This is a genomic window from Mycobacterium paraffinicum, from assembly GCF_025822865.1.
Taxonomy (GTDB): Bacteria; Actinomycetota; Actinomycetes; order Mycobacteriales; family Mycobacteriaceae; genus Mycobacterium; species Mycobacterium paraffinicum.
This window is the reverse complement of sequence record NZ_JACKUR010000030.1, coordinates 31,883-57,003: the sequence shown is the minus strand read 5'-3', so window position 1 is coordinate 57,003 and position 25,121 is coordinate 31,883. Positions and strand designations below refer to the sequence as shown.

The 25,121-nt window shown below is 70.1% G+C and carries 23 protein-coding genes; 10 read left to right on the top strand and 13 right to left on the bottom strand.

What is annotated here, in order from left to right; translation table 11 throughout:
- Window positions 1-37: 37 nt before the first annotated feature.
- The 4 genes from H7J89_RS21050 (at window position 38) to H7J89_RS21035 (ending at window position 5,248) form a co-directional block, all read left to right on the top strand.
- Window positions 38-3,022 carry a bifunctional [glutamine synthetase] adenylyltransferase/[glutamine synthetase]-adenylyl-L-tyrosine phosphorylase gene (locus tag H7J89_RS21050; protein ID WP_264046280.1) on the top strand — a complete coding sequence of 995 codons (2,985 nt, stop codon included), beginning with the start codon at window positions 38-40 and terminating at the stop codon, window positions 3,020-3,022.
- On the top strand, window positions 3,019-3,663 hold the full coding sequence (locus tag H7J89_RS21045; RefSeq protein WP_264046278.1) for a PaaI family thioesterase: 645 nt from the start codon (window positions 3,019-3,021) through the stop codon (window positions 3,661-3,663). Before H7J89_RS21050 ends, H7J89_RS21045 begins: the two co-directional genes overlap by 4 nt.
- On the top strand, window positions 3,660-4,520 hold the full coding sequence (locus H7J89_RS21040; protein ID WP_264046276.1) for a TIGR03619 family F420-dependent LLM class oxidoreductase: 861 nt from the start codon (window positions 3,660-3,662) through the stop codon (window positions 4,518-4,520). Before H7J89_RS21045 ends, H7J89_RS21040 begins: the two co-directional genes overlap by 4 nt.
- Window positions 4,521-4,714: 194 nt before the next feature.
- Entirely contained in the window at window positions 4,715-5,248 is a 534-nt protein-coding gene (locus tag H7J89_RS21035; protein WP_264046274.1) for a GNAT family N-acetyltransferase, read from the top strand.
- 4 nt (window positions 5,249-5,252) lie between these two features.
- Here H7J89_RS21035 and H7J89_RS21030 read toward each other — a convergent pair whose 3' ends face one another.
- A complete protein-coding gene (locus H7J89_RS21030) occupies window positions 5,253-5,465 on the bottom strand; it encodes a hypothetical protein (RefSeq protein ID WP_264046271.1) in 213 nt (70 codons plus the stop codon).
- A gap of 149 nt (window positions 5,466-5,614) precedes the next feature.
- Window positions 5,615-7,051 (bottom strand): type I glutamate--ammonia ligase, encoded by a 1,437-nt coding sequence (glnA, locus tag H7J89_RS21025; protein WP_264046269.1) that lies wholly within the window; start codon window positions 7,049-7,051, stop codon window positions 5,615-5,617.
- A 245-nt stretch (window positions 7,052-7,296) separates the two neighbouring features.
- On the opposite strand from glnA, the gene H7J89_RS21020 reads away from it, so the two are divergent.
- Complete coding sequence (locus tag H7J89_RS21020; protein WP_264046267.1) at window positions 7,297-7,719, top strand: RDD family protein; 423 nt, start codon at window positions 7,297-7,299, stop codon at window positions 7,717-7,719.
- On the opposite strand, the gene H7J89_RS21015 is transcribed toward H7J89_RS21020, so the two are convergent.
- From H7J89_RS21015 to sucB, 5 genes are all read right to left on the bottom strand, one after another.
- On the bottom strand, window positions 7,720-8,472 hold the full coding sequence (locus H7J89_RS21015; protein WP_067200957.1) for a DUF4191 domain-containing protein: 753 nt from the start codon (window positions 8,470-8,472) through the stop codon (window positions 7,720-7,722).
- 48 nt (window positions 8,473-8,520) lie between these two features.
- A complete protein-coding gene (gene lipA, locus H7J89_RS21010) occupies window positions 8,521-9,444 on the bottom strand; it encodes a lipoyl synthase (protein ID WP_264046265.1) in 924 nt (307 codons plus the stop codon).
- Entirely contained in the window at window positions 9,441-10,139 is a 699-nt protein-coding gene (gene lipB / locus H7J89_RS21005; protein WP_264046263.1) for a lipoyl(octanoyl) transferase LipB, read from the bottom strand. Before lipB ends, lipA begins: the two co-directional genes overlap by 4 nt.
- Before the next feature lie 218 nt (window positions 10,140-10,357).
- A complete protein-coding gene (locus tag H7J89_RS21000) occupies window positions 10,358-11,269 on the bottom strand; it encodes a TIGR01777 family oxidoreductase (RefSeq protein WP_264046261.1) in 912 nt (303 codons plus the stop codon).
- 14 nt (window positions 11,270-11,283) lie between these two features.
- On the bottom strand, window positions 11,284-13,101 hold the full coding sequence (gene sucB, locus H7J89_RS20995; protein WP_264046259.1) for a 2-oxoglutarate dehydrogenase, E2 component, dihydrolipoamide succinyltransferase: 1,818 nt from the start codon (window positions 13,099-13,101) through the stop codon (window positions 11,284-11,286).
- A gap of 194 nt (window positions 13,102-13,295) precedes the next feature.
- Here sucB and H7J89_RS20990 point away from each other — a divergent pair, with 194 nt between their 5' ends.
- Window positions 13,296-15,071 (top strand): SDR family oxidoreductase, encoded by a 1,776-nt coding sequence (locus H7J89_RS20990; protein ID WP_264046257.1) that lies wholly within the window; start codon window positions 13,296-13,298, stop codon window positions 15,069-15,071.
- A 7-nt stretch (window positions 15,072-15,078) separates the two neighbouring features.
- On the opposite strand, the gene H7J89_RS20985 is transcribed toward H7J89_RS20990, so the two are convergent.
- On the bottom strand, window positions 15,079-15,423 hold the full coding sequence (locus H7J89_RS20985; RefSeq protein ID WP_264046256.1) for an aminopeptidase: 345 nt from the start codon (window positions 15,421-15,423) through the stop codon (window positions 15,079-15,081).
- Between the two features lie 136 nt (window positions 15,424-15,559).
- Here H7J89_RS20985 and H7J89_RS20980 point away from each other — a divergent pair, with 136 nt between their 5' ends.
- The gene (locus tag H7J89_RS20980; RefSeq protein WP_264046349.1) at window positions 15,560-16,009 is read left to right on the top strand and encodes an SRPBCC family protein; all 450 of its coding nucleotides are present in this window, start codon (window positions 15,560-15,562) and stop codon (window positions 16,007-16,009) included.
- Window positions 16,006-17,607, top strand: a complete 1,602-nt coding sequence (locus H7J89_RS20975; protein WP_264046254.1) for a phytoene desaturase family protein — start codon at window positions 16,006-16,008, stop codon at window positions 17,605-17,607. Before H7J89_RS20980 ends, H7J89_RS20975 begins: the two co-directional genes overlap by 4 nt.
- A gap of 45 nt (window positions 17,608-17,652) precedes the next feature.
- Here the strand turns inward: H7J89_RS20975 and H7J89_RS20970 are convergent, their stop codons facing one another.
- Window positions 17,653-19,200 (bottom strand): leucyl aminopeptidase, encoded by a 1,548-nt coding sequence (locus H7J89_RS20970; RefSeq protein WP_264046252.1) that lies wholly within the window; start codon window positions 19,198-19,200, stop codon window positions 17,653-17,655.
- 11 nt (window positions 19,201-19,211) lie between these two features.
- Complete coding sequence (locus tag H7J89_RS20965; protein WP_264046250.1) at window positions 19,212-20,336, bottom strand: adenylate/guanylate cyclase domain-containing protein; 1,125 nt, start codon at window positions 20,334-20,336, stop codon at window positions 19,212-19,214.
- Between the two features lie 41 nt (window positions 20,337-20,377).
- Between H7J89_RS20965 and gcvT the strand changes: the two genes are divergently transcribed.
- Both gcvT and H7J89_RS20955 read left to right on the top strand, forming a co-directional pair.
- Complete coding sequence (gcvT, locus tag H7J89_RS20960) at window positions 20,378-21,487, top strand: glycine cleavage system aminomethyltransferase GcvT (RefSeq protein ID WP_264046248.1); 1,110 nt, start codon at window positions 20,378-20,380, stop codon at window positions 21,485-21,487.
- 53 nt (window positions 21,488-21,540) lie between these two features.
- Complete coding sequence (locus H7J89_RS20955) at window positions 21,541-22,647, top strand: branched-chain amino acid aminotransferase (RefSeq protein WP_264046246.1); 1,107 nt, start codon at window positions 21,541-21,543, stop codon at window positions 22,645-22,647.
- A gap of 120 nt (window positions 22,648-22,767) precedes the next feature.
- Here H7J89_RS20955 and H7J89_RS20950 read toward each other — a convergent pair whose 3' ends face one another.
- Genes H7J89_RS20950 through H7J89_RS20940 form a run of 3 tightly spaced genes read right to left on the bottom strand, consistent with a single transcriptional unit; the run spans window position 22,768 to window position 25,111 of the window.
- Complete coding sequence (locus H7J89_RS20950) at window positions 22,768-23,526, bottom strand: adenosylcobinamide-GDP ribazoletransferase (protein ID WP_264046243.1); 759 nt, start codon at window positions 23,524-23,526, stop codon at window positions 22,768-22,770.
- Entirely contained in the window at window positions 23,523-24,578 is a 1,056-nt protein-coding gene (cobT, locus tag H7J89_RS20945) for a nicotinate-nucleotide--dimethylbenzimidazole phosphoribosyltransferase (RefSeq protein ID WP_264046347.1), read from the bottom strand. The genes H7J89_RS20950 and cobT overlap by 4 nt, the downstream gene beginning before the upstream one ends.
- Window positions 24,575-25,111, bottom strand: coding sequence for a bifunctional adenosylcobinamide kinase/adenosylcobinamide-phosphate guanylyltransferase (locus H7J89_RS20940; protein WP_264046241.1), 537 nt, complete (start codon window positions 25,109-25,111; stop codon window positions 24,575-24,577). Before H7J89_RS20940 ends, cobT begins: the two co-directional genes overlap by 4 nt.
- Window positions 25,112-25,121: the final 10 nt, after the last annotated feature.

Sequence of the window (25,121 nt, the reverse complement as noted above, 5' to 3'; positions counted from 1 at the left end):
GCCTTGGCCGTGCAACGCAGGGGGTTGCGATACCGTCGTGGGCGTGACCAAACCCGCGACGCAGCGCCCCCGGCTGCCCAGCGTGGGCCGGCTTGGCCTGGTCGATCCTCCCGCGGGCGATCGCCTGGCGCAGCTGGGTTGGTACGACCACGACGACCAAGCGCACGTCGACCTGCTGTGGTCGCTGTCGCGCGCACCGGACCCCGACGCCGCGCTGCGCGCCCTGATCCGGTTGGCGGAGAACCCCGACACCGACTGGGACGAGCTCAACGCCGCGCTGCTCACCGAACGGCCCTTGCGCGGGCGGCTGTTCGCGGTGCTCGGCGCCTCGTTGGCCCTCGGAGATCACCTGGCCGTCCACCCGAGGTCGTGGAAACTGTTGCGGGGCAAGGCCAAACTGCCCACGCGCGACGAGCTGCGCGCGGTGTTCACCCAGTGTGTCGACGAGACGTCGGACGCGCCGGGTTCGGCTGCGACGCGCCTGCAGACCCTGTACCGCGACCAGCTGCTGGTGCTGGCCGCGCTCGACCTGGCCGCGACGGTGGAAGACGAGCCGGTGCTGCCGTTCACGTTGGTGGGCGCCCAGCTGTCGGATCTGGCGGACGCCGCGCTGGCCGCCGCGCTGCGGGCGGCCGAGGCCAGCGTGTGCGGAGACCGCACGCCACCACGGCTGGCCGTCATCGCGATGGGTAAATGCGGTGCCCGCGAACTGAACTACGTCAGCGACGTCGACGTCATTTTCGTCGGTGAGCGCGCCGACGCGCTCACCACCCGGCTGGCCGGCGAGATGATGCGGATCGCATCGGAGGCCTTCTTCCAGGTCGATGCCGGGCTGCGGCCGGAGGGCCGCAGCGGCGAGCTGGTCCGCACCGTCGAATCGCACATCGCCTACTACCAGCGCTGGGCGAAAACCTGGGAATTCCAGGCGTTGCTGAAAGCCCGCGCGGCCGTGGGTGATCAGGAGCTCGCCGAGCGCTACCTGACCGCGTTGATGCCGATGGTGTGGGTCGCCTGCGAGCGCGAGGACTTCGTCAGCGAGGTGCAGGCCATGCGCCGCCGGGTCGAGCAGCTGGTGCCCGCCGACGTGCGCGGCCGCGAGATCAAACTCGGCAGCGGCGGGCTGCGGGACGTGGAGTTCGCGGTGCAGCTGCTGCAGCTGGTGCACGGCCGCGGCGACGATTCGCTGCACGTCGCGTCCACGGTCGACGCGCTGGACGCGTTGGGTCAGGGCGGCTACATCGGCCGCGAGGACGCGGCGAACCTGACCGCTTCCTACGAATTCCTCCGGCTCCTCGAGCACCGGCTGCAACTGCAGCGGCTCAAACGCACCCACCTGCTGCCGGAGGCCGAGGACGAGGAGGCGGTGCGCTGGCTGGCCCGCGCCGCGCACATCCGGCCCGACGGACGGCACGACGCCGCGGGCGTGCTCCGCGAGGAGCTGCGGCACCAGAACCTGCGGGTTTCCCAGCTGCACGCCAAGCTCTTCTACCAGCCCCTGCTGGAATCGATCGGCCCGGCCGGTTTGGATATCCGGCACGGCATGACGTCGGAGGCCGCCGAGCGGCAGCTCGCCGCGCTCGGCTATGAGGGGCCGCAGACCGCGCTGAAACACATGTCGGCGCTGGTCAACCAGAGCGGCCGGCGCGGGCGCGTGCAGTCGGTGCTGCTGCCCAGGCTGCTGCACTGGATGTCGTACGCCCCTGATCCCGACGGTGGGCTGCTGGCCTATCGCCGCCTGAGCGAGGCCCTGGCCGCGGAGAACTGGTACCTGTCCACGCTGCGCGACAAGTCCGCGGTGGCCAAGCGGCTCATGCACGTGCTGGGCACGTCCGCCTACGTGCCGGACCTGCTGATGCGCGCGCCCCGGGTGATTCAGGACTACAGCGACGGCGCGGCCGGTCCCAAGCTGCTCGAAACGGATCCCGCCGCGGTGGCCAGGGCGCTGGTCGCCTCGGCCAGCCGCCACCCCGACGCGGTGCGCGCGATCGCGGCCGCCCGCACCCTGCGCCGCCGCGAACTGGCCCGCATCGGCTCGGCCGATCTGCTCGGTTTTCTCGAGGTCACCGACGTGTGCCGGGGCCTCACCTCGGTGTGGGTGGCCGTGCTGCAGGCCGCGCTGGACGCGATCATCCGTGCCAACCTCCCCAAGGACGGTAAGGCGCCGGCGGTTATCGCGGTGATCGGTATGGGCAGGCTCGGCGGCATGGAGCTGGGCTACGGGTCCGATGCCGACGTGATGTTCGTGTGCGAGGCGGCGGCCGGCGTCGAGGACTCGGTGGCGATCCGGTGGTCGACGACGGTGGCCGAGCAGGTTCGCACCCTGCTGGGCACGCCCAGCGTTGATCCGCCGCTGGAGGTCGACGCCAACCTGCGGCCCGAGGGCCGCCAGGGTCCGTTGGTGCGCACGCTGGGTTCCTATGCCGCCTACTACCAGCAGTGGGCGCAGCCGTGGGAGATTCAGGCCCTGCTGCGGGCGCACGCGGTCGCCGGCGACGCGGACCTGGGCGAGCGGTTCTTGTTGATGGCCGACGAGACGCGCTACCCGCCCGCCGGGATGTCCGCCGAGGCGGTGCGGGAGATCCGCCGCATCAAGGCCCGCGTCGAGTCCGAACGGCTGCCGCGCGGCGCCGACCCCAACACGCACACCAAGCTGGGTCGCGGGGGACTGGCCGACATCGAGTGGACCGTGCAGCTGATGCAGCTGCGGCATGCGCACGAGATTCCCGCCCTGCACAACACCTCGACGCTGGAGTGCCTGGACGCGATCGCCGCGGCCGACCTGGTGCCGGCCGAGGAGGTGGATCTGCTGCGGCAGGCGTGGCTGACCGCCACGCGCGCCCGCAACGCGCTGGTGCTGGTCCGCGGGAAGCCGACCGATCAGCTGCCCGGGCCGGGACGCCAGCTCAACGCCGTCGCGGTGGCCGCGGGCTGGCCGACCGATGACGGCGGGGAGTTCCTGGACAACTATCTTCGGGTGACGCGGCGGGCGAAAGCGGTGGTACGGAAGGTGTTTGGCAGTTGAGTCAGGAGGCCGGCGCGTTGGACGCCATATTCGAGGTGCTCGACGCGGCGGAGGCGCAGCGAGTGACAGCGCTCTACGCCCCGTTGGCCGACGCCGTGCGCGAGCTCGTCGACGCCACCATCCGGACCGAGGTCGACGACGACGTCGTCGCCCGGGCCCGTTCCGCGATCGAGGCCGTCACCGAGTCGTTGCGGCAACGGACCCGGCCGGTCGGAGTGACCTACCGCGTCGACGGCCGTCCGCTGCCGCTGGGCAACGCCGCGATCGGGGTGTGCAACCCGATCGCGCCGCCGATCGTCGTCCACCACGACGGCGGCGGGCGCTGCTGGAGCGAGTTCGTCCTCGGTTCGGCCTACGAGGGGCCACCGAAACTGGTGCACGGCGGTGTCAGCGCCCTGGTGCTCGACCACATGCTCGGCGAGGCGGCCAGCGAGGGGCTGTCCAAGGCGCGCTTCACCGGAACCATCACCGTGAAGTACCTGCGCGGCACCCCGCTCGGGCCGCTGCGTTGCGAGGCGTGGGTCGACGGCAAGGAGGGCCGCAAAGTCTTTGCGCGCGGCACGATTTCGGACGCCGCGGGCGTCACCGTCGAGGCCGAGGGCGTCTTCATCGAGCCGGCGTGGGCCCGGGAAGCCGAATGAAGTTCTACGTCAGCAGCGCCTTCCTGAACACCCGGGAGATCATCGAGCTCGCCAAGGCCGCCGACGAACTCGGCTACGACGGCGTCGGGATTCCCGATCACGTCGTCAACTTGGAGACGCTGGACACCCCGTACCCGTACACCAAGGACGGGCAACGGCGCTGGCAGCCGTTCACCGACTGGCCCGACCCGTGGGTCCTCATCGGCGCTCTGGCCCAGGTCACCACGCGGTTGCGGTTCGTCAACACCGTCTACATCCCCGCGATGCGCAACCCCTACTCCGCGGCCAAAGCCATTGGCACCGCGGCGGTTCTGGCGTCGGGCCGGGTGGAGCTCGGCATCGGCGTCGGCTGGTGCCGCGAGGAATTCGCGTTGATGGGCGAGCGGTTCGAGGCCCGCGGGAAACGGACCGACGAGATCATCGACCTGATGCGCGCGCTGTGGCGACCGGGCTGGACGGAATTCGAGGGCACGTTCTATCGCACACCGCGGCTGGAAATGGAGCCGACGCCGCCGCCGATCCCGGTGTACGTCGGCGGGCTCAGCGACATCGCGCTGCGCCGCGCCGCCCGCAACGACGGCTGGATCGGCGATCTCATCAAGACCGAACGCGCCATCGAGGCCGTGGGCCGGCTGCGGGAGTTGCGGGCCGAAAACGGTTTGTCGATGGACGATTTCACCATCCTGACACCGCTGACCGACGCCTTCACCACGGCCGACTACCAACGCGCCGCCGACGCCGGCATCACGGGCATCATCACCATGCCGTGGATGTTCTACGCGGGACCGGATGCGTCGCTGGACGACAAGATCGACGGAATGCAGCGGTTCCGCAAGGACCTCGCGCTCGACGGCTAGTCGCGACTTTCGCGCCTTTTCGGCTCCTCCCGCCTTCGCCTCCTGGGGCCTTCCTCCACCCGGCGCCTTCCGCCACGACACATAACCTATGGCGACGACACGCCGTAAAAGTTCGCCGTGGTTTATGTCTCGCGAGTTCGCCCGCGTTTGGGCGGCCGGCCGCAACCCCATGCAAGCCTGAAAGAATGCCGGGCATGCCAGCGAACATCGACCGGGTGCGTCCGGCGTCCGCGGAGGATGCCGCGGCGTGCCTTGCGATCTACCGCCCGTACGTCGAGGAAACGGCGATCAGCTGGGAGATCGAAGTCCCGAGCGTCGGGGAGATGGCCAACCGCATCCGCGACGCCCACGAATGGCTCGTCCTCGAACGCGACGCTCGGGCCATCGGTTTCGCCTACGGCCACGCGCTGCGGCGCCTGCCCAGCTTCCAATGGTCGGTGGAGACCGGAATCTACGTCGACCCCGACCATCACCGCGCGCGCGGCGGTCGCCGGCTCTACACGCAATTGCTGCGCCGGCTCACGGAGCGCGGCTACCGGAGGGCCTTCGCCGGCATCACCCAACCGAACGAGGCCAGCAACGGCTTTCACCGATCGTTCGGTTTCCAGGACGCCGGCCTATATCGGCGCGTCGGATGGAAGCACGGCCGCTGGCACGACGTCGCGTGGATGCAACTCGACCTCGGCGGGACAGCCGACCCAGACGAGCCGCCTGCCCCGATCGGGTGATTCGTTAACGGCCTCCGCCGGCACCGCCGCCGTGGCGGCCTCCGCCGGCCCCGCCACCGTAGCGGCCCCCGCCGGCACCGCCGCCGAAGCGGCCCTCGCCGGCACCGCCGCCGAAGCGGCCCCCGCCGGCACCGCCACCGTGGCGGCCTCCGCCGGCGCCTCCGCCGATGCGGCCCCTGCCGCCCCCAACCATTACCTGTGCGGTGCTGATAGTCATGGCCCAGAAGCTAACGCCGTATCGGTTGCCGCCGCAAGACTTCGAATCTGAACTTTCCGCCACATGCTCGGCACGGAAAGCGAAGAGTCCACCCGCTCGTTGGACGAGCGGGTGGACTCTTCTAGGAGCTACTGCGGACGGACGCCGACTTAGACGTCGTAGTAGAGCGCGAACTCGTACGGGTGCGGCCGGATCTGCACCGGCAGGATCTCGTTCTCGCGCTTGAAGCTGATCCACGTCTCGATCAGGTCGGGTGTGAAAACGCCGCCCTCAGTGAGGTATTCGTGGTCCTCTTCCAGTCGGTCGATCACCGCGGACAGCTGGGTGGGCGCCTGCGGGATGTTGGCGGCCTCCTCCGGCGGCAATTCGTACAGGTCCTTGTCCACCGGGGCCTGCGGCTCGATCTTGTTCTTGATGCCATCGAGCCCGGCCATCAGCATCGCCGAGAACGCCAGGTACGGGTTGCCCGACGAGTCGGGGCAACGGAACTCGAGCCGCTTGGCCTTCGGGTTGCTGCCGGTGATCGGGATGCGGACACAAGCCGAGCGGTTGCGCTGGCTGTAGACCAGGTTGATCGGCGCCTCGTAACCCGGGACCAGGCGCTTGTAGGAGTTGACGGTCGGGTTGGTGAAGGCCAGCAGCGACGGGGCGTGGTGCAACAGGCCGCCGATGTAGTGCCGCGCGGTGTCCGACAGGCCGGCGTAACCGGTCTCGTCGTACATCAGCGGGTTGCCGTCCTTCCACAGCGACTGGTGGGTGTGCATGCCGGAGCCGTTGTCGCCGAACAGCGGCTTGGGCATGAACGTGACGGTCTTGCCGTTCTGCCACGCCGTGTTCTTGACGATGTACTTGTACAACTGCATGTCGTCGGCGGCGTGCAGCAGCGTGTTGAACTTGTAGTTGATCTCGGCCTGCCCGCCGGTGCCCACCTCGTGGTGGCCCTTCTCCAGGCTGAAGCCGGCCTTGATGAGGTTCGACAGCATGTCGGCGCGCAGGTCGACGTAGTGGTCGACGGGGGCGACCGGGAAGTACCCACCCTTGGGGCGGACCTTGTAGCCGCGGTTGGGGGTGCCGTCGTTCTCGGTCGGCTCGCCGGTGTTCCACCACCCCGAGATCGCGTCGACCTCGTAGAAGGACCCGTTGGTGCGCGAGTCGAAGCTCACCGAGTCGAAGATGTAGAACTCGGCCTCGGCGCCGAAGTACGCGGTGTCCGCGACGCCGGTGCTGATCAGGTAGTTTTCCGCCTTGCGGGCGATGTTGCGCGGGTCGCGCGAGTAGGGCTCGAGGGTGAACGGGTCGTGCACGAAGAAGTTCAGGTTCAGCGTCTTGTGCTCGGTGAACAGGTCGATCTGCGCCGTCGCGGGGTCGGGCAGGAGGAGCATGTCGGATTCATGGATGGATTGGAATCCGCGAATCGACGAACCGTCGAAGGCCAGGCCGTCCTCGAAGACGCTCTCATCGAAAAACGAAACCGGAATCGTGAAGTGCTGCATGATGCCTGGCAAGTCACAGAACCGGACGTCGACAAACTCGACGTTCTCGTCCTTGACGAGTTTGAAGACGTCGTCGGGCGTCGTTTCCGTCACAGAAATGCTCCTTTACTTGGTGAGATCCGCGGCCTGACGCTATGGAGCAGATGTTGCCCGCCAGTCAACCCCGTGTTGCGCGCACGTTACGCGACCCATGTCATCCACAAAAGAGGCGGCATTGGCGGCGGGTTCTATTGTGGGGCCATGGATCGCAAGATCGTATCTGGTCCGGCGCCCGAGCGCAGCGTTCCCTTTCGGGCGCGGGCCGTGCAGGTCGGGGAGCCGAACCCGGGTTTCGGCCGATGACGCCGGAATCGCGATCCGCTTACCCCGGTGAGAAGCTGGGCCTGCCGGAAACCGGACCGGGGTCCCTGGCCCCGATGGGTCGTCGGCTGGGCGCGTTGATGGTCGACTGGCTGATCTCCTACGGCCTGGCCGCGCTGGCCCTGCGCTTCGGTGTTTTCTCCGAACAAACGTTGGCGACGGCGGTGCTGGCCATCTGGTTCGTGCTGGGCGTGGTCGCGGTGCGGCTGTTCGGCTTCACGCCCGGGCAGTTGGTGCTGGGACTGCGGGTGGTGACGGTCGACGGGCAGGCGGCGGTCGGCATTGTCCGCGCGGTGGTACGGGGCGTACTGGTGGGAACCGTCGTCCCGGCGTTGTTCACCGACTGGGACGGCCGGGGATTGCAGGACCGGCTGACCGCAACGGCGGTCGTGCGGCGCTGATTATTTGCGGCGCACGGTGCGCTGCACGCCGCGCATCTTGCCGGCGTTGGGGAGCGGCCCCTTTGGCAGGACGGCGGCGCCGGCGCGCGTCCCCAGCGCGGCCAACCGGGACTCCAGCGTGTCCATCTGTTTGGCGGTGATGTTGGCCGGCAGGCGGTTGAGGTGGCGCTCCAGCTTGGACAGCGGAACCTCGTCGTCGCCGTTGCCGACGATGATGTCGTAGATCGGCACGTCGCCGATGAGCCGCGCGGTGCGCTTCTTCTCCTGGGCGAGCAGCGGCCGGACCCGGGCGGACGACCCTTCCCCGACCAAGATGACGCCGGGCCGGCCGATGACCCGGTGCACCGCGTCGAGGTGGCCGGTCGCGGCCACCCCCGGCGTCACCCGCCACTTGCCGCGCAAATTGTCCAAAGCCCATGCGGCCGCGCCGGTTTGGCCCTCGGCCTTGCTGTAGACGCTCTTCTGCGCCCGGCGGCCGAAGATGATGAAGGCGACCAGCCCGCCCAGCACCACGCCCAGGGGAATCAAGGTGATCATCGTCAGCCCGCCGGCCCACACACCGACCGCCACGGAGATTGCCACGATCAGCACGAAGGCGCCGATCATGTAGGGCAGCAGTCGCTTGTCCTCGCGGCGCTGCATGTTGAACGCCTGCCACAGCTGGGCGCGCCGCTCCTTCGCGGCGGCCTTGCGCGCGGCTTGCGCCTGCGCTCGGGCGGCCTTGTTCTCAGCGGCGGTGCGGGGTTTAGCCATAGTCAAAGAATACGTACCGCCCGCGCCGACTAGCGCGGCGCTACAACTTCAGGTGCGGGTGCGCGCGGCTTGCTCGTAGAGCCGGCCCGCCCGGTAGGACGACCGCACCAGCGGCCCGGCCAGCACCCCGGCGAAGCCCAGCCGCTCGGCGTGCCGGGCGAACTCGACGAACTCGTCGGGATGCACCCAGCGTTCGACCGGATGGTGCCGCGTCGACGGGCGCAGGTACTGGGTGATGGTGACGACGTCGCAGCCGGCGCCCCGCAGGTCGGCCAGGGCGGTGCGCACCTCGTCGGCGGTTTCGCCCAGCCCGAGGATGAGATTGCTCTTGGTGACCAGCCCGGCGTCGCGCGCCGCGGTGATCACGTCGAGGCTGCGCTGGTAGGTGAAGGCGGGCCGGATCCGCTTGAAGATGCGGGGCACGGTTTCGACGTTGTGCGCCAACACGTCCGGGAGTGATTCGAACACCTCGGCAAGCCGGGTGGGCTCGCCGTTGAAGTCGGGGATCAACAGTTCGACGCCGGTCGACGGGTTGAGTTCCTTGATGGCGCGCACCGTCTCGGCGTAGAGCCAGGCCCCGCCGTCGGGCAGGTCATCGCGAGCCACCCCGGTGATGGTGGCGTAACGCAGTCCCATGGTGCGCACGCTGTCCGCGACGCGCCGCGGCTCGTCGCGGTCCAGGGCGGCGGGCTTTCCGGTGTCGATCTGGCAGAAGTCGCAGCGCCGGGTGCACTGGTCACCACCGATCAGGAAGGTGGCTTCCCGGTCCTCCCAGCACTCGAAGATGTTGGGGCAGCCGGCCTCTTCGCAGACCGTGTGCAGCCCCTCGCGGCGGACCAGGCCCTTCAACTGGGTGTATTCGGGACCCATCCGGGCCCGGACCTTGATCCACGGCGGCTTGCGTTCGATCGGCGTTTGCGCGTTGCGGACCTCGAGGCGCAGCAATTTGCGGCCTTCGGGTGCGACAGTCACATGCCCGATGCTACGCGCGTACCCGGGTGTTCCTGGACCGGCAGGGCGCCGTCGAGGGCGTCGCAGACGGCGGCGGCGACGGCCGCGCGGACGTCGTCGACCACCACCGGACGTCCCAGTTCGGCGGACAGCGACGTCACGCCGGCGTCGCTGATGCCACAGGGCACGATCGTGCCGAACGCGCCGAGGTCGCAGTCGCAGTTGAGCGCGAACCCGTGCAGGGTGGTCGCGCGCGACACCCGGACGCCGATGGCTGCCACCTTGCGGTCGGGCCGGCCGCCGCCGCCCGGCACCCACACCCCGGAGCGGCCGTGCACCCGACCGGTCGCCAAGCCGAGGTCGCCGCACACCTTGATCAACGCCTCCTCCAGGCGCCGCACGTAATTCAGAACGTCGAGCGGTTCAGCCAGGCCGATGATCGGATACCCGACCAGTTGCCCCGGGCCGTGCCAGGTGATCTTGCCGCCGCGGTCGGTGTCGACGACGGGGGTGCCGTTCACCGGCCGTTCGTGCGGCTCGGTGCGCCGCCCCGCGGTGTAGACGGGCGGATGCTCCAGCAACAGCAGCGTGTCGGTGCCGCCGGCGACCCTGGCGTCGGCCAGCTCGCGCTGCAGCTGCCAGGCGGTGCTGTAGTCGACTGTTCCGAGCTGGCGAACGTCGATCGCGGCCAGGCTGGACCGGATGGAATCGATCACGTTCGCGACGGTACTCGTCGTACAACCACCCCGCGACGCTGCGCCACGCTGGCGTGACGTTGGGCGGAGTCAGCCACGCTGGCGTGACACTCGCCGGCCGTGGTGGCTAGTCCCGATGGCGGCGACCCGCTTCGCCCGGCTCCGCCGCCCTCGCGATCGCCGCTAGTCCCGATGGCGGCGACCCGCTTCGACCGGCTCCGCCGCCCTCGCGATCCCCGCTAGTCGTGGTCGCGCCGCGCGGTGGCGTAACCGAGCGCCTCGCCAATCGTGTTGTGGTGGAACTGGAAACCGGCCCGCTCCAGCGCGGACGGGATGGCACGCTGGCCGATGAGCACGCCCTCGTCGGCGAACTCACCGAGCGCGGCGCGCACTGCGAAGCCGGGCATCATCAGCGGCGTCGGCCGGTTGACCGCGCGGCCGAACGCGGTGGTGAATTCGGCGTTGGTGACGGGCGCGGGCCCGGTCATGTTGACCGGGCCGGAGAGCGCGGTGTCGGAGATCGCGAAAAGCAGCGCCCGCACCTCGTCCTCCAGGGTGATCCAGGACATGTATTGACGGCCGCTGCCCAGCCGGGCCCCGAGGCCCGTCCGGAACAACGGCCGCAACTGCCCCAACGCGCCACCGGAGGGGGCGAACACCAGCCCGGTGCGGGCGAGCACCACCCGGGCGCCACCGTATTGCGCCGGCAGTGTGGCGGCCTCCCAGTCTTCGCACAGCTGGGCCAGGAAACCCTTTCCCGCCCGGTCGTTTTCGTCGACCACACGGTCCTTGGTGTTCCCGTAGTAGCCCACCGCGCTGGCGTTGACCAGAGTCCCCACCCCGGCCTCGGCGACGGCATGCGCCAGGACTTCGGTGGGAGTGATGCGGCTGTCCCGCAGACCTTGCTTGAAGGCGCCCGACCAGCGACGCTGGCCGACGTTGACACCGCACAGGTTGACGACGGCGTCGACGTCGCTGATCATGTCGACGTCGAATTCGCCGCTCTCGGGGTTCCAGTGCAATTCGTCGGAATTCGACGGCGCCCGCCGCACGATGCGCAACACCCGGTGGTCGGCCGCACGCAGCGCCGCGGTCAAAGCGGATCCGATCAGTCCGGACGAACCCGCTATGGCGATGACGAGCTTGACCACCGTTCGCCCGCCCCCTAAAGACCCAAGTCGGCCTCGAACGCTCCCTCTTCGAGGCGGTTCTTGATCGTGGTGAGGAAGCGTCCGGCATCAGCGCCGTCGATGAGCCGATGGTCATAGGTGAGCGGGAGATAACAGATGGAGCGGACGCCGATGGACTCGTTGCCGAATTCGTCGACAATCACCCGGGGCCGCTTCACGATGGCCCCGGTGCCCAGCATGGCGGCCTGCGGCGGAACCAGGATGGGGGTGTCGAACAACGCGCCCTGGCTGCCGATGTTGGTGATGGTGAAGGTCCCGCCGGACAGTTCGTCGGGTTTGAGGTCACCCGAGCGAGCGCGCGCGGCGATGTCGGCGATGGCCCGGGCCAGTCCGGCCAGCGAGAGGTCGCCGGCGTTGTGGATGACGGGGGAGAGCAGCCCCTGTTCGGTATCGACGGCGAAGCCGAGATGCTCGGCGTCGTAGTAGGTGATTTCCTTGCTCTGCTCGTTGTAGCTCGCGTTGATGTTGGGGTGGATCTTCAACGCGTCGATCACCGCCCTGGCGATGAACGGCAGGAAGGTCAGGTTCACCCCCTCGCGCTCGGCGAACGCGGACTTCGCCCTCGCCCGCAACCCGACGATCCTGGTCATGTCGACCTCGTGGGTCTGGGTGAGCTGGGCCGTCGCCTGCAGGGATTCCCGCGTTTTGTTCGCGGTGAGCTGGCGGATCCGGCTGGCCTTCTGCGTGGTGCCACGCAGGTGCGCCAGGGCCGGCGCCGTGGTGGGGGCGGCCGCCGCGGCCGCCTTGCCCTCCCCGGCCGGTGCGGCGGCGGGTGCCTGCGCTGGCGCGGGCGCCTTCTGGGCCTGTTGTTTCTTTTCCGCCGCGGCGAGCACGTCTTGCTTGCGGATGCGGCCGCCGACGCCGGTGCCGGTGATCTCGGCGAGGTCGATGTTGTGCTCGGTGGCCAGTTTTCGCACCAGCGGGGTCACGTACGGCGCGCCGTTCGGACTCGAGCCACTGGGCTGGGCCGCCGGTTGCGCCTGCGCCGGTTGGGCTTTCGGCGCCGGCGCGGGCTGCGAAACCGGCTGCGGTGCGGGCTTCGACTCGGCCTTGGGTGGTTCGGGTGCCGGCTCGGGCTTGGGTTCCGGTTTGGGGGCGGGCGGCGGCGTCGGAGCGGAGGCGGCTTCCGAACCGCTGCCGATGCGCGCCAGCTCGCCGCCGACCGGCACGGTGGCGTCCTCTTCGGCGGTGATGCTGATCAGGACGCCGCCCACCGGGGAGGGGATCTCGGTGTCCACCTTGTCGGTCGACACCTCCACCAGCGCATCGTCGACCTGGACCGAGTCGCCGACCTTCTTCAGCCAGCGGGTCACCGTGCCCTCGGCCACCGACTCGCCGAGCTCCGGCATCAACACCGGGGTCGCGTCGCCGCCGCCGGAGCTCTGCGCGGCCGGCTGAGGCTCCGGCTGGACCGGGGCCTCGGGTTCGGGCTCGGATTGGGCCGGCGGGGCGGCTTCGGCCTGCGGTTCCGGCTGGGCTGCTTCGGCCTGCGGCTCCGGCTGGCTGGGCGCCTGCGGGGCCGCCTGGGAACCGCCGCCCTGGGAGCCGCCCTCCGCCGAGTCGCCGATCACGGCCAGCTCGCCGCCCACCTCGACGGTGTCGTCCTCCTGGGCGACGATCTTGGTCAGCACACCGGCGGCGGGCGACGGGATTTCGGTGTCGACCTTGTCGGTGGACACCTCGACGAGGGGTTCGTCGAGCTCGACCGTGTCGCCTTCCTGCTTGAGCCAGCGGGTGACCGTCCCTTCGGTGACGCTCTCACCGAGTGCCGGCATCTGGACGGAGAAGGCCATCGTTTTTGACTCCTCGATCGCTCGTGGGTCGGGGTGGGTCGAACATGTCGCTAGCCGTTCGAAGTAACTACCCAAACTATCCTGTCACTGCGTCCGCACCGGCACACATCCAGGGCGGACCGCGCGCGGATGCCGGGACGCCGCGAACGCCCTTGCTACGGTGTGGCCACTGCAGTTCAAGCGGGAGGTCGCAGATGCCGGCAACACAACAGCTAGCCCAGCATTTCGTCGACAGCGCCGACGGCGCGCGAATCGCTGTCTACGAAGAGGGCAATCCCGAGGGGCCCACCGTCGTGCTGGTTCACGGCTTCCCCGACTCGCATGTGCTCTGGGACGGTGTCGTGCCGCTGCTGGCCGACCGGTTCCGCATCCTGCGGTACGACAACCGTGGCGTCGGTGAGTCCTCGGCGCCCAAGCCGGTGTCGGCATACCGCATGGACCGGTTCGCCGACGACTTCGCCGCGGTGACCGGCGAGCTCAGCCCCGGCCGGCCCGTGCACGTGCTCGCCCACGACTGGGGCTCGGTGGGCGTGTGGCACTACCTCAAGCGGGCCGGTGCCGGTGACCGGGTCGCCACGTTCACGTCGGTGTCCGGGCCCAGCCAGGACCAACTGGTCGACTACATCTTCAGCGGGCTGCGGCGGCCCTGGCGCCCGCGCACCTTCGCCCGGGCGATCAGCCAGGCACTGCGGCTGACCTACATGATCTTCTTCTCGATCCCGGTGCTCGCGCCGCTGTTCCTCCGGCTGACGCTGTCGATCCCGGCGCTTCGGCGCAACGCGGTGGACAACATCCCGGTCGAGCAGATCCACCACTCGCCCAACCTGGCCCGCGACGCCGCCCGTTCGGTAAAGACCTATCCCGCCAACTACTTTCGCTCGTTCTCCGGCCGCGGGCAGGGCGTCGAAGTCGTCGACGTGCCGGTGCAGCTGATCGTCAACACCAAGGACAAGTACGTGCGGCCGTACGGCTACGACCACACGCCCCGCTTCGTTCCGCGGCTGTGGCGGCGCGACATCAGGGCCGGCCATTTCTCGCCGATGTCCCACCCGCAGGTGATGGCCGCGGCGGTGCACGAGTTCGCCGATCTGGCCGAGGGCAAACCGCCCAGCCGCGCGCTGCTGCGCGCGCAGGTCGGGCGCCCGCGCGGGTCCTTCGGCGACACGCTGGTGTCGGTCACCGGCGCCGGCAGCGGCATCGGCCGCGAGACGGCGTTCGCGTTCGCGCGGGAGGGCGCCGAGCTGGTCATCAGCGACATCGACGAGGCGGCCGTCAAGGCCACGGCCGCCGAGATCGCCACCCGCGGTGGCGTCGCGCACGCCTACGTGCTGGACGTGTCCGATGCCGCGGCCGTGGAGGCGTTCGCCGACCGGGTGAGCGCCGAACACGGCGTGCCCGACATCGTGGTCAACAACGCCGGCATCGGACAGGCCGGGGGATTCCTGGACACCCCGGCCGAGCAGTTCGACCGGGTGCTCGACGTCAACCTGGGCGGCGTGGTCAACGGGTGCCGGTCCTTCGCGCGGCGGCTGGTCGAGCGTGGCACCGGCGGGTACATCGTCAACGTGTCATCGATGGCCGCCTACGCGCCGTTGCAGTCGCTGAACGCCTACTGCACCTCGAAGGCGGCGACCTACATGTTCTCCGATTGCCTGCGCGCCGAACTCGACGCCGCGGGGGTGGGGCTGACCACCATCTGCCCCGGCGTCATCGACACCAACATCATCAACACCACCCGGTTCGACGCGCCCGCCGGAAAGGGCGAACAGGTCGACGGCCGCCGCGGCCAGCTCGGCAAGATGTTCGCGCTGCGGCATTACGGCCCCGACAAGGTCGCCAACGCGATCCTGTCGTCGGTCAAGAAGAAGAAGCCGATTCGCCCCGTGGCTCCGGAAGCCTATGCGCTGTACGGTCTTTCGCGCGTGGCGCCGCAGGGCTTGCGTAACTTCGCGCGGATGCGGGTGATCTGACCGCGGTTTAGGTGCCCGCCCGCGCCGCGCCCTGACGGCCCGTCAGCAACACACCGCCGATCGCGAGCAGCCCGATGACCGCCAGCGGAATCGACCACATGCGCCGGCTGCCCACCGACGACTGGCACTGCGCCACATAGTCGGTGTGCGGAACAACCTGATTGAGGATCGGGATGTTCGCCACGCTGTTGTTGTTCGCGCTTCTGGCCGCGGACAGGTCCGTCGCGACCGCGTTCCCGCACCCGATCGAATGACCGTTGCCGTCGGAAATCGACACCGGCGCCAATAGCCCGATCACACCGGCCAGCAAAAGTACCGCGCCCACACCGAGAATCAACCGTCGCACCGTCACGATCTCGCCTTTCGCCGTCCGGATTTTGACCGCTAGGAGATTAACCACTGTCGGGGCCCGGTAAACCCGAATTTCGCCGGTACGACGGCCGCTACGTGGGTATTCCGCCGCGGTAGCCGAAAGGGGAATGGTTGTGGTGCTGAGTGCGACGCGGGACGTGGCCGCGCCTTGCGAGCGGGTGTGGGAAGTGCTGGCCGAGGGGTGGACCTACACCCAGTGGGTGGTGGGCAACAGCCGCATGCGGGCCGTCGATCCGAACTGGCCGGAGCCCGGCTCATCGATCAGGCACTCGATCGGGATCTGGCCGCTGGTCATCAACGACGCGACGGTGGTCGAAGAGTGCGAACCGCCGCACAAGCTGGTGCTGTGCGCCCGCCTGGGGCCGCTCGGCGCCGCGCGGATAACGATGCTGCTGCACGAGATCCCGACGGGCTGCCGGGTGGAGATGATCGAAGTGCCCGTCGAGGGGCCGATGGGGGCCGTGCCCAATTCCCTTGCGCTGGCCGCGGCTTACCCGCGCAACAAGGAATGCCTGTGGCGACTGGGGTCGCTGGCGGAGCGCAAGGAGCCGAGCCAGGTGAAGTGACCGTGGGGGATACCGCGGACGCCGTCGTCATCGGGGCCGGACACCACGGGCTGGTTGCCGCCGCGATGCTGGCGGACGCCGGATGGGACGTGCTGGTGCTCGAAGCGCAGCCGGAACCGGGCGGCGCGGTCCGCAGCGCGGAGCTGACGCCCGGCTACATCACCGACCTGTTCAGCTCCTACTACCCGATGACGGTGGCCTCACCGGCGATGGCGGCGCTGCAGCTCGAAGACCACGGGCTGCGGTGGTCGCACGCGCCGGCGGTGGTCGGGCATCCGCGCAGCGCGGCCGATGCCGACCCGCCCGTCGTCTATCACGACCCTGCCCGCACGGCAACGGAATTCGCGCGGCGGGAACCCGCCGATGGCGATAACTGGTGGCGGCTGGTGGACTTGTGGCAGCAGATCAAGGCCCCGCTGCTCGACGCCATGCTGGCACCCTTCCCACCCGTGCGCCCGCTGATGCGACTGCTCGCCAAACTCGGCACGGCCGAGGCGATTCGGGTGGCGCGCCTGCTGGTGCAGCCTGCCAACACCATGGCCAGTGAGCTGTTCGCCGGCGAGGCGCCCCGAGTGTTGTTGTTGGGCAACGCGATGCACGCCGACGTCCCGCCGGATGCGCCGATCAGCGGCGCTATGGGGTTCCTGATGACGATGCTGGCCCAGGACGGCGGCTGGCCCGTGCCGGTGGGAGGTTCCGGTCAGCTGACGGCCGCCCTGGTCAACCGTGCCCGCTCCGCGGGCGCGCGAATCGAGTGCAACCAGAACGTTTCCCGCATCCAGGTGCGGGGCGGCCGGGCGGTCGGCGTGACGACGGCCGAGGGGCGCACCGTCGCGGCCCGGCGGGCGATCGTCGCCGACGTGACGGCGCCGCGCCTGTTCCGCGACATGCTTCCCCCGGATGCGCTGCCGCCCAAGCTGTTACGCGACCTCGAGCACTTCATCTGGGATCCGCCGGTGGTGAAGGTCAACTACGCGCTGGGCGGGCCTGTTCCCTGGCGCGCCCAGAACCTGCACGGCGTCGGCACCGTCCACCTGGGGGCCGACGGCGACGGGCTGGTCCGCTGGATGGCCGACCTGAACACCCGGGTGGTGCCCGAGCATCCGTTCATGTTGTTCGGGCAGACCACCACCGCGGATCCGAGCAGATCTCCCGTGGGCACCGAAAGTGTTTGGGCCTATACGCATTTGCCGCGCAACGTCGCCGACGACGCGTCGGCCGACCGGCTTGCCGCGGGGATGGACCGGGTGATCGAGGAACACGCGCCGGGCTTCGGTTCGGCGGTCATCGACCGGTTCGTGCAGCGGCCGTCGGACCTCGAGGCCAGCGACGCCAACCTGCACATGGGCGCGCTCAACGGTGGCACCGCCCAATTGCAGCAGATGCTGATCTTTCGCCCGGCACCCGGCATGGGCCGGGCCGAAACCCCGGTGCAGGGGTTGTATCTGGGCAGCGCGTCGGCGACCCCGGGCGGATCCGTGCACGGCGCCTGCGGGCGCAACGCGGCCAACGCCGCGCTGGCCGCCGACGGCGCCACCGGATGGCCGCGCCGCACCGTCCAGCGGGCCGTCTTCTCGTTGCTGACGGGTAAACGTTAGCGTCCAGCGTCACGCCGGCGTGACGCTCGGTGCGGCGGCCAGGCGCTAGCCGTTTTCGGCGATGTCCTCGAGCACCGCGAACATGGTGCGGGTCGGCACACCGGTGCCGCCCTTGGGGGTGTAGCCCCACGGGCCGCCGGTGTTGTACGCCGGGCCGGCCACGTCGATGTGGGCCCAGCCCACACCGTCGGCGACGAATTCGCGCAGGAACACCCCGGCCACCAGCATGCCGGCAAAACGCTGGCCGCTGATGTTGGACAGGTCGGCCACCGTGGACTTCAGGTCTTCCTTGAGTTCGTCGGGCAGCGGCATCGGCCAACCGTTTTCGCCCACCCGCTGCGAGATCGCCGCGACCCGGTCGCGGAACTCGTCGCTGCCCATCACCCCGGGAATCCGGGCGCCCAACGCCACCGTCTGCGCGCCGGTGAGCGTGGATGTCTCGATGAGGTAGTCGGGGTTGTCCTCGCAGGCCCGCACGATGGCGTCGGCCAGGATCAGCCGGCCCTCGGCATCGGTGTTCTGCACCTCGACGGTGATGCCGCCGTATTGGGTCAGCACGTCGCCCGGGCGCTGCGCGGTGCCCGACGGCATGTTCTCGGCCATCGGCACGGTGGCGATCACGTCGATCGGCAACCGCAGCTGCGCGGCCAGTGCCACCGTGGCGATGACCGCGGCCGCGCCGCCCATGTCGGAGGTCATGTGGTGCATCGACGCCGCCGGTTTGATCGAGATGCCGCCCGTGTCGAACGTGATGCCCTTGCCGACCAGGGCGACTCGCTTGGCCTGCTTGGACTTCTTGGCCAGCTTCGACCCCCGGTGGGTCAGCCGCACCAGCCGGGGCGGCCGCGACGAGCCCTGGCCGACGCCGATCACGCCGCCGTATCCGGCCTTCTGCAGCGCCTTGTCGTCGAGCACCTCCACCTCGAGGCCCACGGATTCGCCCAAAGCCCTTGCACGCCTTGCGAATTCGGCCGGAAAGAGGTGGCTTGGCGGCGTGTTGACGAAGTCGCGAGCGGTGGCCACTGCCGTCGCCACGGCCGCGCCGTGCGCGCTGGCCGCTTTGGCGTCCTTCGAGGCGGACAGCACGGTGATCTTGCGCAGCCCTTTGTCTTTCGGCGCGGTCTTGCCGCTGCGGAATTCGGTGAACCGGTAGCTGCCCAGGATGAGTCCCTCGACGGCCGCCGAGCAGACGTCGGCGTCGAAGTCACCGGGCAGCGTGAGGATCGCCGCCTCGGCGGTGCCCACCGACCGGGCCGCCACACCCGCGGCGCGCCGGACCGTGTCGGCCGGCCACTCGGGACGCGGTTTACCCAGGCCGATCGTCAGCACGCTCGACACCGGCAGCGACGGCACCACCAGGCGGTGGACCTGCTCACTACCGCCGGTGGCGTCGAGTGCCCGCAGGCCGGATTCGATCTCGGCGACGGCGTCGGCCGCCAGCAGCGACTCGCCGGCCGCAACCGCCGCCCCGGGCCGGTCCTCGTCGCCGGTCGAGACGACCGGCACGATCAATACCGAAGAACCCGCCCCGCGTTTCGGCAGCGACGTGGCGACGTTGACGGATGGGCTTGCATAGCTCAATTCGGTGGTCACGGCCATTTACCCTAATCGGCGGCGCCCGCGCCGAGGTCGGGGGCGCCCGCGCCCCGCAGCTCGAAGGCGACGACGGGGGCGTCAAAACCCTTGAGGTCAAAGGGGCCGCGGGCCGTCGCCGGCCAATCCGGCAGTTGCTCGCGCAGGGCCGAATCGGCCAGGATCTGGCACGGGGCGGCGGCCCCGACCAGGCGCGCCGCCAGGTTGACCGGACTGCCGAAGTAGTCCCCGTTGATCGCCAGGACGCTGCCGTACGCAAGGCCGGCGCGCACCTGCAAACCCTCCTCGCGCGCCCGGGGATGGTCGACGAGGTCGACCGCCGCCCTGGCCAGGCGTTCGGGCGACGCGCTCACCCACATCACCTCGTCACCGATGAACTTCACCACCCGGCCGCCATCGCGATGCACCACATCCGCGACGGTCCCGGCGAACTCGTTGAGCAGATCCGAAAGCTGCGCAGGGGTCAGCGCGCGGGTGAGCACGGTGAAACCGGACAGGTCCGCAAAACCGATGCCGCACACCACGCTTGCCGAGGTGTCGCGAAGGACGCCTTCGAAGTGGGTCCGCGCGCCGGTCAGATGGTGGCGATGGACGACGTCGATCAGCGCCGAAATCCGGGGGATGAACTCCGCGACCGCGCGGTACGCCTGCGCCGTGGCGAGCTCGTCGTTGGTGTAGGTCATCTGGATGTCCGGCGTCCCGGCCCGGATCGCGGTCGACTCGGCCTCCGCAAGCCGGGCCATCGCTGCACCGAGCACCCGCAGCAGCCCGAACGCGCCGTCTTCGCCCACCACCGTCTTCAAGGCGACCCAGGTCGCCAGCGCATCGACGTCGGCCTGGCTCAGCGCCGGAATGTCGGGGCCGGCGACCGTCAGGCCGAGCAAGCCCCACGCGTGGGTGACTTCCGCGGGCGACAAGCCGAGCTGCTCGGCGGCGGTCGCCATCGTGTGGATCGGGCGCCCCGACCATTGCAGGACGTCGCCGGCGAGCCCGAACAGCCGCCCGCGCTGCTCGGCCTCCACCATTTCGTCGAGGCTGAAGCCGAGTTCGTCGAGATATTTGATCAGGTCGGCCCGTTCGCGCGGGCGAGCGATTCCGGCAGCCTCAAGCGCTTCGAAGTCCGGGGAATCGACCACCCACCCAAGTGTGCCAGCAGCCGCGATTAGGGTGAACCGTCGTGACCGATGACTTACAGCATGGCCCGCTGGAAGACCGCCACCGCGCCCTGGGGGCCAGCTTCGCTGAGTTCGGCGGGTGGCTGATGCCGGTCTCGTACGCCGGCACCGTCAGCGAACACAACGCCACCCGCAACGCCGTCGGTCTGTTCGACGTCAGCCACCTGGGCAAGGCGTTGATCCGCGGGCCGGGCGCCGCTGAATTCGTCAACTCGACGCTCACCAACGACCTGGGCCGCATCGGGCCCGGCAAGGCGCAATACACGTTGTGCTGCACCGAATCCGGCGGCGTCATCGATGACTTGATCGCCTACTACGTCGACGACGACGAAATCTTTCTGGTGCCCAACGCGGCCAACACCGCCGCGGTGGTCGAGGCGCTGCGGGCGGCTGCTGAGGCCGGTTTGGGGGCCGGCCTGACGATCACCAACGAGCATCGCTCCTACGCGGTGCTGGCGGTGCAGGGCCCGCGCTCGGCGGACGTGCTCGGCGAGCTGGGCCTGCCGACCGGCATGGATTACATGGGCTACGCCGACGCCTCCTACGCGGGGGTGCCGGTGCGGGTGTGCCGGACCGGATACACCGGAGAGCACGGCTACGAGCTGCTGCCGCCATGGGAATCCTCGGGCGTGGTGTTCGACGCGCTGGCCGCGGCGGTCGCCGCCGCCGGCGGCGAGCCCGCCGGGCTGGGCGCCCGCGACACGCTGCGCACCGAGATGGGCTACCCGCTGCACGGGCACGAACTGGCGCTGGACATTTCGCCGCTGCAGGCCCGATGCGGCTGGGCGATCGGCTGGAAGAAGGACGCGTTCTTCGGCCGCGACGCGCTGCTGGCGGAGAAGGCGGCGGGGCCGCGGCGGCTGCTGCGCGGCCTGCGGTTGGTCGGCCGCGGTGTGCTCCGGCCCGGACTGACGGTGCTCGCCGGTGAGACGCCGGTGGGGGTCACCACGTCGGGGACGTTCTCGCCGACGCTGCAAGTCGGCATCGGGCTGGCGCTGATCGACGCCGACGCCGGCGTCGAGGACGGGCAGCGCATCACCGTCGACATTCGCGGGCGCGCCGCCGAGTGCGAGGTCGTGCGGCCGCCCTTCGTCGAAGCGAAAACCCGTTAGTGCTGCCGGTTCAGGTGAAAAGCCCGTTCGCAGGCGGATATACAATCAGCCGCATGACCAGCGGCTCGCTCGAGTTCACGGTTTCGCGTTCGGCCAACCCCGCGACCGACGCCGAACGTGGATCCATCCTGGCCGAGCCCGGTTTCGGCAAATACTTCACCGACCACATGGTGTCGATCGACTACGACGACGAACGGGGCTGGCACAACGCGCGGGTCATTCCGTACGGCCCGATCGAGCTGGACCCGTCGGCGATCGTGCTGCACTACGCGCAGGAGATCTTCGAAGGGCTCAAGGCGTACCGCTGGGCCGACGATTCCATCGTGTCGTTTCGCGCCGAGGCCAACGCCGCGCGGTTGCGGTCGTCGGCGCGGCGGCTCGCGATGCCCGAGCTGCCCGACGAACTGTTCATGGGCTCGCTGTGTCAGCTCATCGCGGTCGACAAGCCCTGGGTGCCCGCGGCCGGCGGGGAAGATGCGTTGTATCTGCGCCCGTTCATGATCGCCACCGAGCCGGGATTGGGCGTACGGCCGTCCAAGCGGTACCGCTACCTGCTGATCGCCTCACCGGCGGGCGCGTACTTCAAGGGCGGCATCAACCCCGTCACCGTGTGGGTGTCGACGGATTACGTGCGGGCCAGCCCGGGCGGCACCGGCGCGGCCAAGTTCGGCGGCAACTACGCAGCCTCCCTGCTGGCCCAGGCCGAGGCCGCCGCCCACGACTGCGACCAGGTGGTGTGGCTGGACGCCGTCGAACGGCGCTTCGTCGAGGAGATGGGCGGCATGAACATCTTCTTCGTGTTCGGCAGCGGCGGCTCGGCGCGGTTGGTCACCCCGGAGCTGTCCGGATCGCTGCTGCCCGGGATCACCCGGGATTCGTTGCTGCAGTTAGCAATTGACGCCGGATTCTCCGTCGAGGAGCGCAAGATCGACATCGACGAGTGGCAGAAGAAGGCCGCCGTCGGTGAGATCACCGAGGTGTTCGCCTGCGGCACCGCCGCCGTCATCACCCCGGTCTCGCAGGTGAAGTACGGCGACACCCAGTTCACCGTCGCCGACGGCCAGCCCGGCGAGGTGACGATGGCGCTGCGCGACACGCTGACCGGAATCCAGCGCGGCACCTTCGCCGACACCCACGGCTGGATGGCCCGGCTCGGCTAGCCGCGCACGCCCGAACGTGAAGTTGGTTTCACGTTCGGGCGCGAGCGTGAAGATAACTTCACACTCGCGGCTCGGATAGGCGCCCGGGACGCGAGCGCCCGGCCGCCCGGGCGCTCGGCCCTAGAACCGCACCAGTGCGGCGAGCGCGACGGCGCTCACCGTGGTGGTCAGCTCGATGGCGGCACCCAGCACGTCGCCGGTGATGCCCCCGAATCGGCGCACGCAGTGCCGCACCAACACCGCACCGCAGCACAGCGCCGCCAGCACCGCGACCGGCCCCTGCCACGGCCGCGGTCCCGCCGCCAGGGCAACGACGAGCAGCGCCGCGACCCAGGCCGCCGCCACGACCACCGGCTGACTGCCGGCGACCCGCACGCCCAGCGCGCTGCCCGCGGCCGCCGGCACCGACCGCCGGCTCGCCAGCACCGCGGCGACCCGGCCCGCGAAGACCGCCACGGCGATGCCGACGATCCCCGGCCTGTCCGCGGCCCCCAGCGCCGCGAAGGCCAGCCCTTGCAGCGCGATCACCAAGACGACGACCGCCACGCCGAACGGTCCGGTCGACCCGTCGCGCATCACCGCCAGCGCGCGCTGCGGTGGCCCGTAACAGCCCAGCCCGTCGGCCGTGTCGGCGACACCATCGAGGTGCAGGCCGCGGGTGGCCAGCAGCAGCGCCGCCACGGCGAGCAGGCCGGACAGCGGACTGGACGGGCCGAAGGCCCACACACCGCCCCACGTCACCGCCGCGGCCAGCGCACCCAGGACGGCGCCCACCACCGGCAGCGCCGTCATGGCGCCGCGGCCCATCGGCGCGTGCCGTGAACGCGGGACGGGAAGCACCGTACCGAAGGCGAAAGCCGTTGCCAGCGAGCGCATCACAGCGGGGGAGGAGCCTGGTTGGACACACCGGCCTGCGTGAACGTGGCCATCGAGGACAGCGTGGCCACCGCGGCGCGCAGCACCGGCAGCGCCAGCGCCGCGCCGCTTCCCTCACCCAGCCGCATCCGCAGATCCAGAATCGGCTCCAGGCCCAGCTCGGTAAGCGCCAGGGCATGACCGGCTTCGGTGGACCGATGACCGGCCTGCCACCACAGCCGGGCGCCCGGAGCCAGCCGCTCGGCGACCAGCGCGGCGGCCGTCACCGCCATCCCGTCCAGCAGCAGCGGGGTGCGTCGCACCGCGGCCTGCGCGCAAAAGCCCGCCATCGCGGCCAAATCCGCGCCGCCGCCGCAGCGCAGCAACGCCACCGGGTCGGGCAGCACGCGGCGCGCCCGGAACAGGGCATCGCGCACCGCGGCCGTCTTGCGCGCCCATCCGGCATCGTCGATCCCGGTGCCGAAGCCCACCACCGCAACCGGTTCGGCGTTGGTCAGCGCCGCGACCAACACCGCGGCCGGGGTAGTGTTCCCGATCCCCATGTCCCCGGCGATCAGCAGGTCGGCGCCGGCGTCGACCTCCTCGTCGGCGATGGCCCGGCCCGCGGCGATCGCGGCGGCGGTCTCGTCGTCGGTCAGCGCGTCCTCGACGGCGATGTCGCCGCTGCCGCGCCGCACCTTGTGGGCGCCGATCCGGTCGGTCAGCGCGTCGCCCGCCACCGCCAGGTCGGCGACCCGGACCGTCGCGCCGGCGATGTCGGCCAGCACATTGATCGCCGCCCCGCCGGCATCGAAGTTGGCGACCATCTGAGCGGTCACCTCCGGCGGATAGGCCGACACCCCGGAGCGGGCGACGCCGTGGTCGCCGGCGAACACCACCACCCGGGCGCGCTCGAATTGACTTGGCGGGCAATGCCCTTGGCACGACGCGACCCACACCGAAAGGTCCTCGAGGCGGCCCAGGGCGCCCCGCGGTTTGGTCAGGGTGTCCTGGCGGGCGCGGGCGGCCGCGGCGACGCCCGCATCGGGCGGCGATACCGGGGCGAATTCCATCAGGTCTCCGGCGGCTTGATCGGCACCGCTTGTCCGGCCACCACCAGCACCACCCGGTCGCACAGCTCGGCGACCCGCTGGTTGAGGCTGCCCAGTTCGTCGGCGAACCGGCGCCCGGACGCGGTGGCCGGGACGACGGCCAACCCCACCTCCGGGCTGACCAGTACCAGCGTGGAACCGAAGTCGCTGACCGCGGCGAGCATCTCCTCGACTGGAGCCGCCACCGATCCGCCGTCCCATCCGTCGTGGCGATCCAGCGTGCCGGTCAGCCAGCTGCCCAGATCGTCGACGAGCGTCGGAGTGTCCGGCGAATTCCGCAATTGCGTTGCGACGTCGTCGGATTCGACCGTCGACCAATGCGCCGGCCGACGGTTACGGTGCTCGGCGACCCGGTGCGCCCAGTCCGCGTCGCCCGTACCGGTGGGGCCGGGGGCCAGGTAGCAGACCGGCCGGCCGGCCGGCACCGCCTGGGCGATGGCGCCTTCCGCCCACCGGGATTTGCCCGACCGGATACCGCCGAGCACCAGAGTGCGCACCGTGCTCAGG

Excerpts from the sequence above, each read along its gene's own strand:
- H7J89_RS20990 (WP_264046257.1), top strand. The coding sequence starts at position 13,296 with ATGCCGGCAACACAACAGCTAGCCCAGCATTTCGTCGACAGCGCCGAC.
- H7J89_RS21035 (WP_264046274.1), top strand. The coding sequence starts at position 4,715 with ATGCCAGCGAACATCGACCGGGTGCGTCCGGCGTCCGCGGAGGATGCC.
- sucB (WP_264046259.1), bottom strand. The coding sequence starts at position 13,101 with ATGGCCTTCTCCGTCCAGATGCCGGCACTCGGTGAGAGCGTCACCGAA.
- H7J89_RS21015 (WP_067200957.1), bottom strand. The coding sequence starts at position 8,472 with ATGGCTAAACCCCGCACCGCCGCTGAGAACAAGGCCGCCCGAGCGCAG.
- H7J89_RS20955 (WP_264046246.1), top strand. The coding sequence starts at position 21,541 with ATGACCAGCGGCTCGCTCGAGTTCACGGTTTCGCGTTCGGCCAACCCC.
- H7J89_RS21030 (WP_264046271.1), bottom strand. The coding sequence starts at position 5,465 with ATGACTATCAGCACCGCACAGGTAATGGTTGGGGGCGGCAGGGGCCGC.
- H7J89_RS21040 (WP_264046276.1), top strand. The coding sequence starts at position 3,660 with ATGAAGTTCTACGTCAGCAGCGCCTTCCTGAACACCCGGGAGATCATC.
- H7J89_RS21020 (WP_264046267.1), top strand. The coding sequence starts at position 7,297 with ATGACGCCGGAATCGCGATCCGCTTACCCCGGTGAGAAGCTGGGCCTG.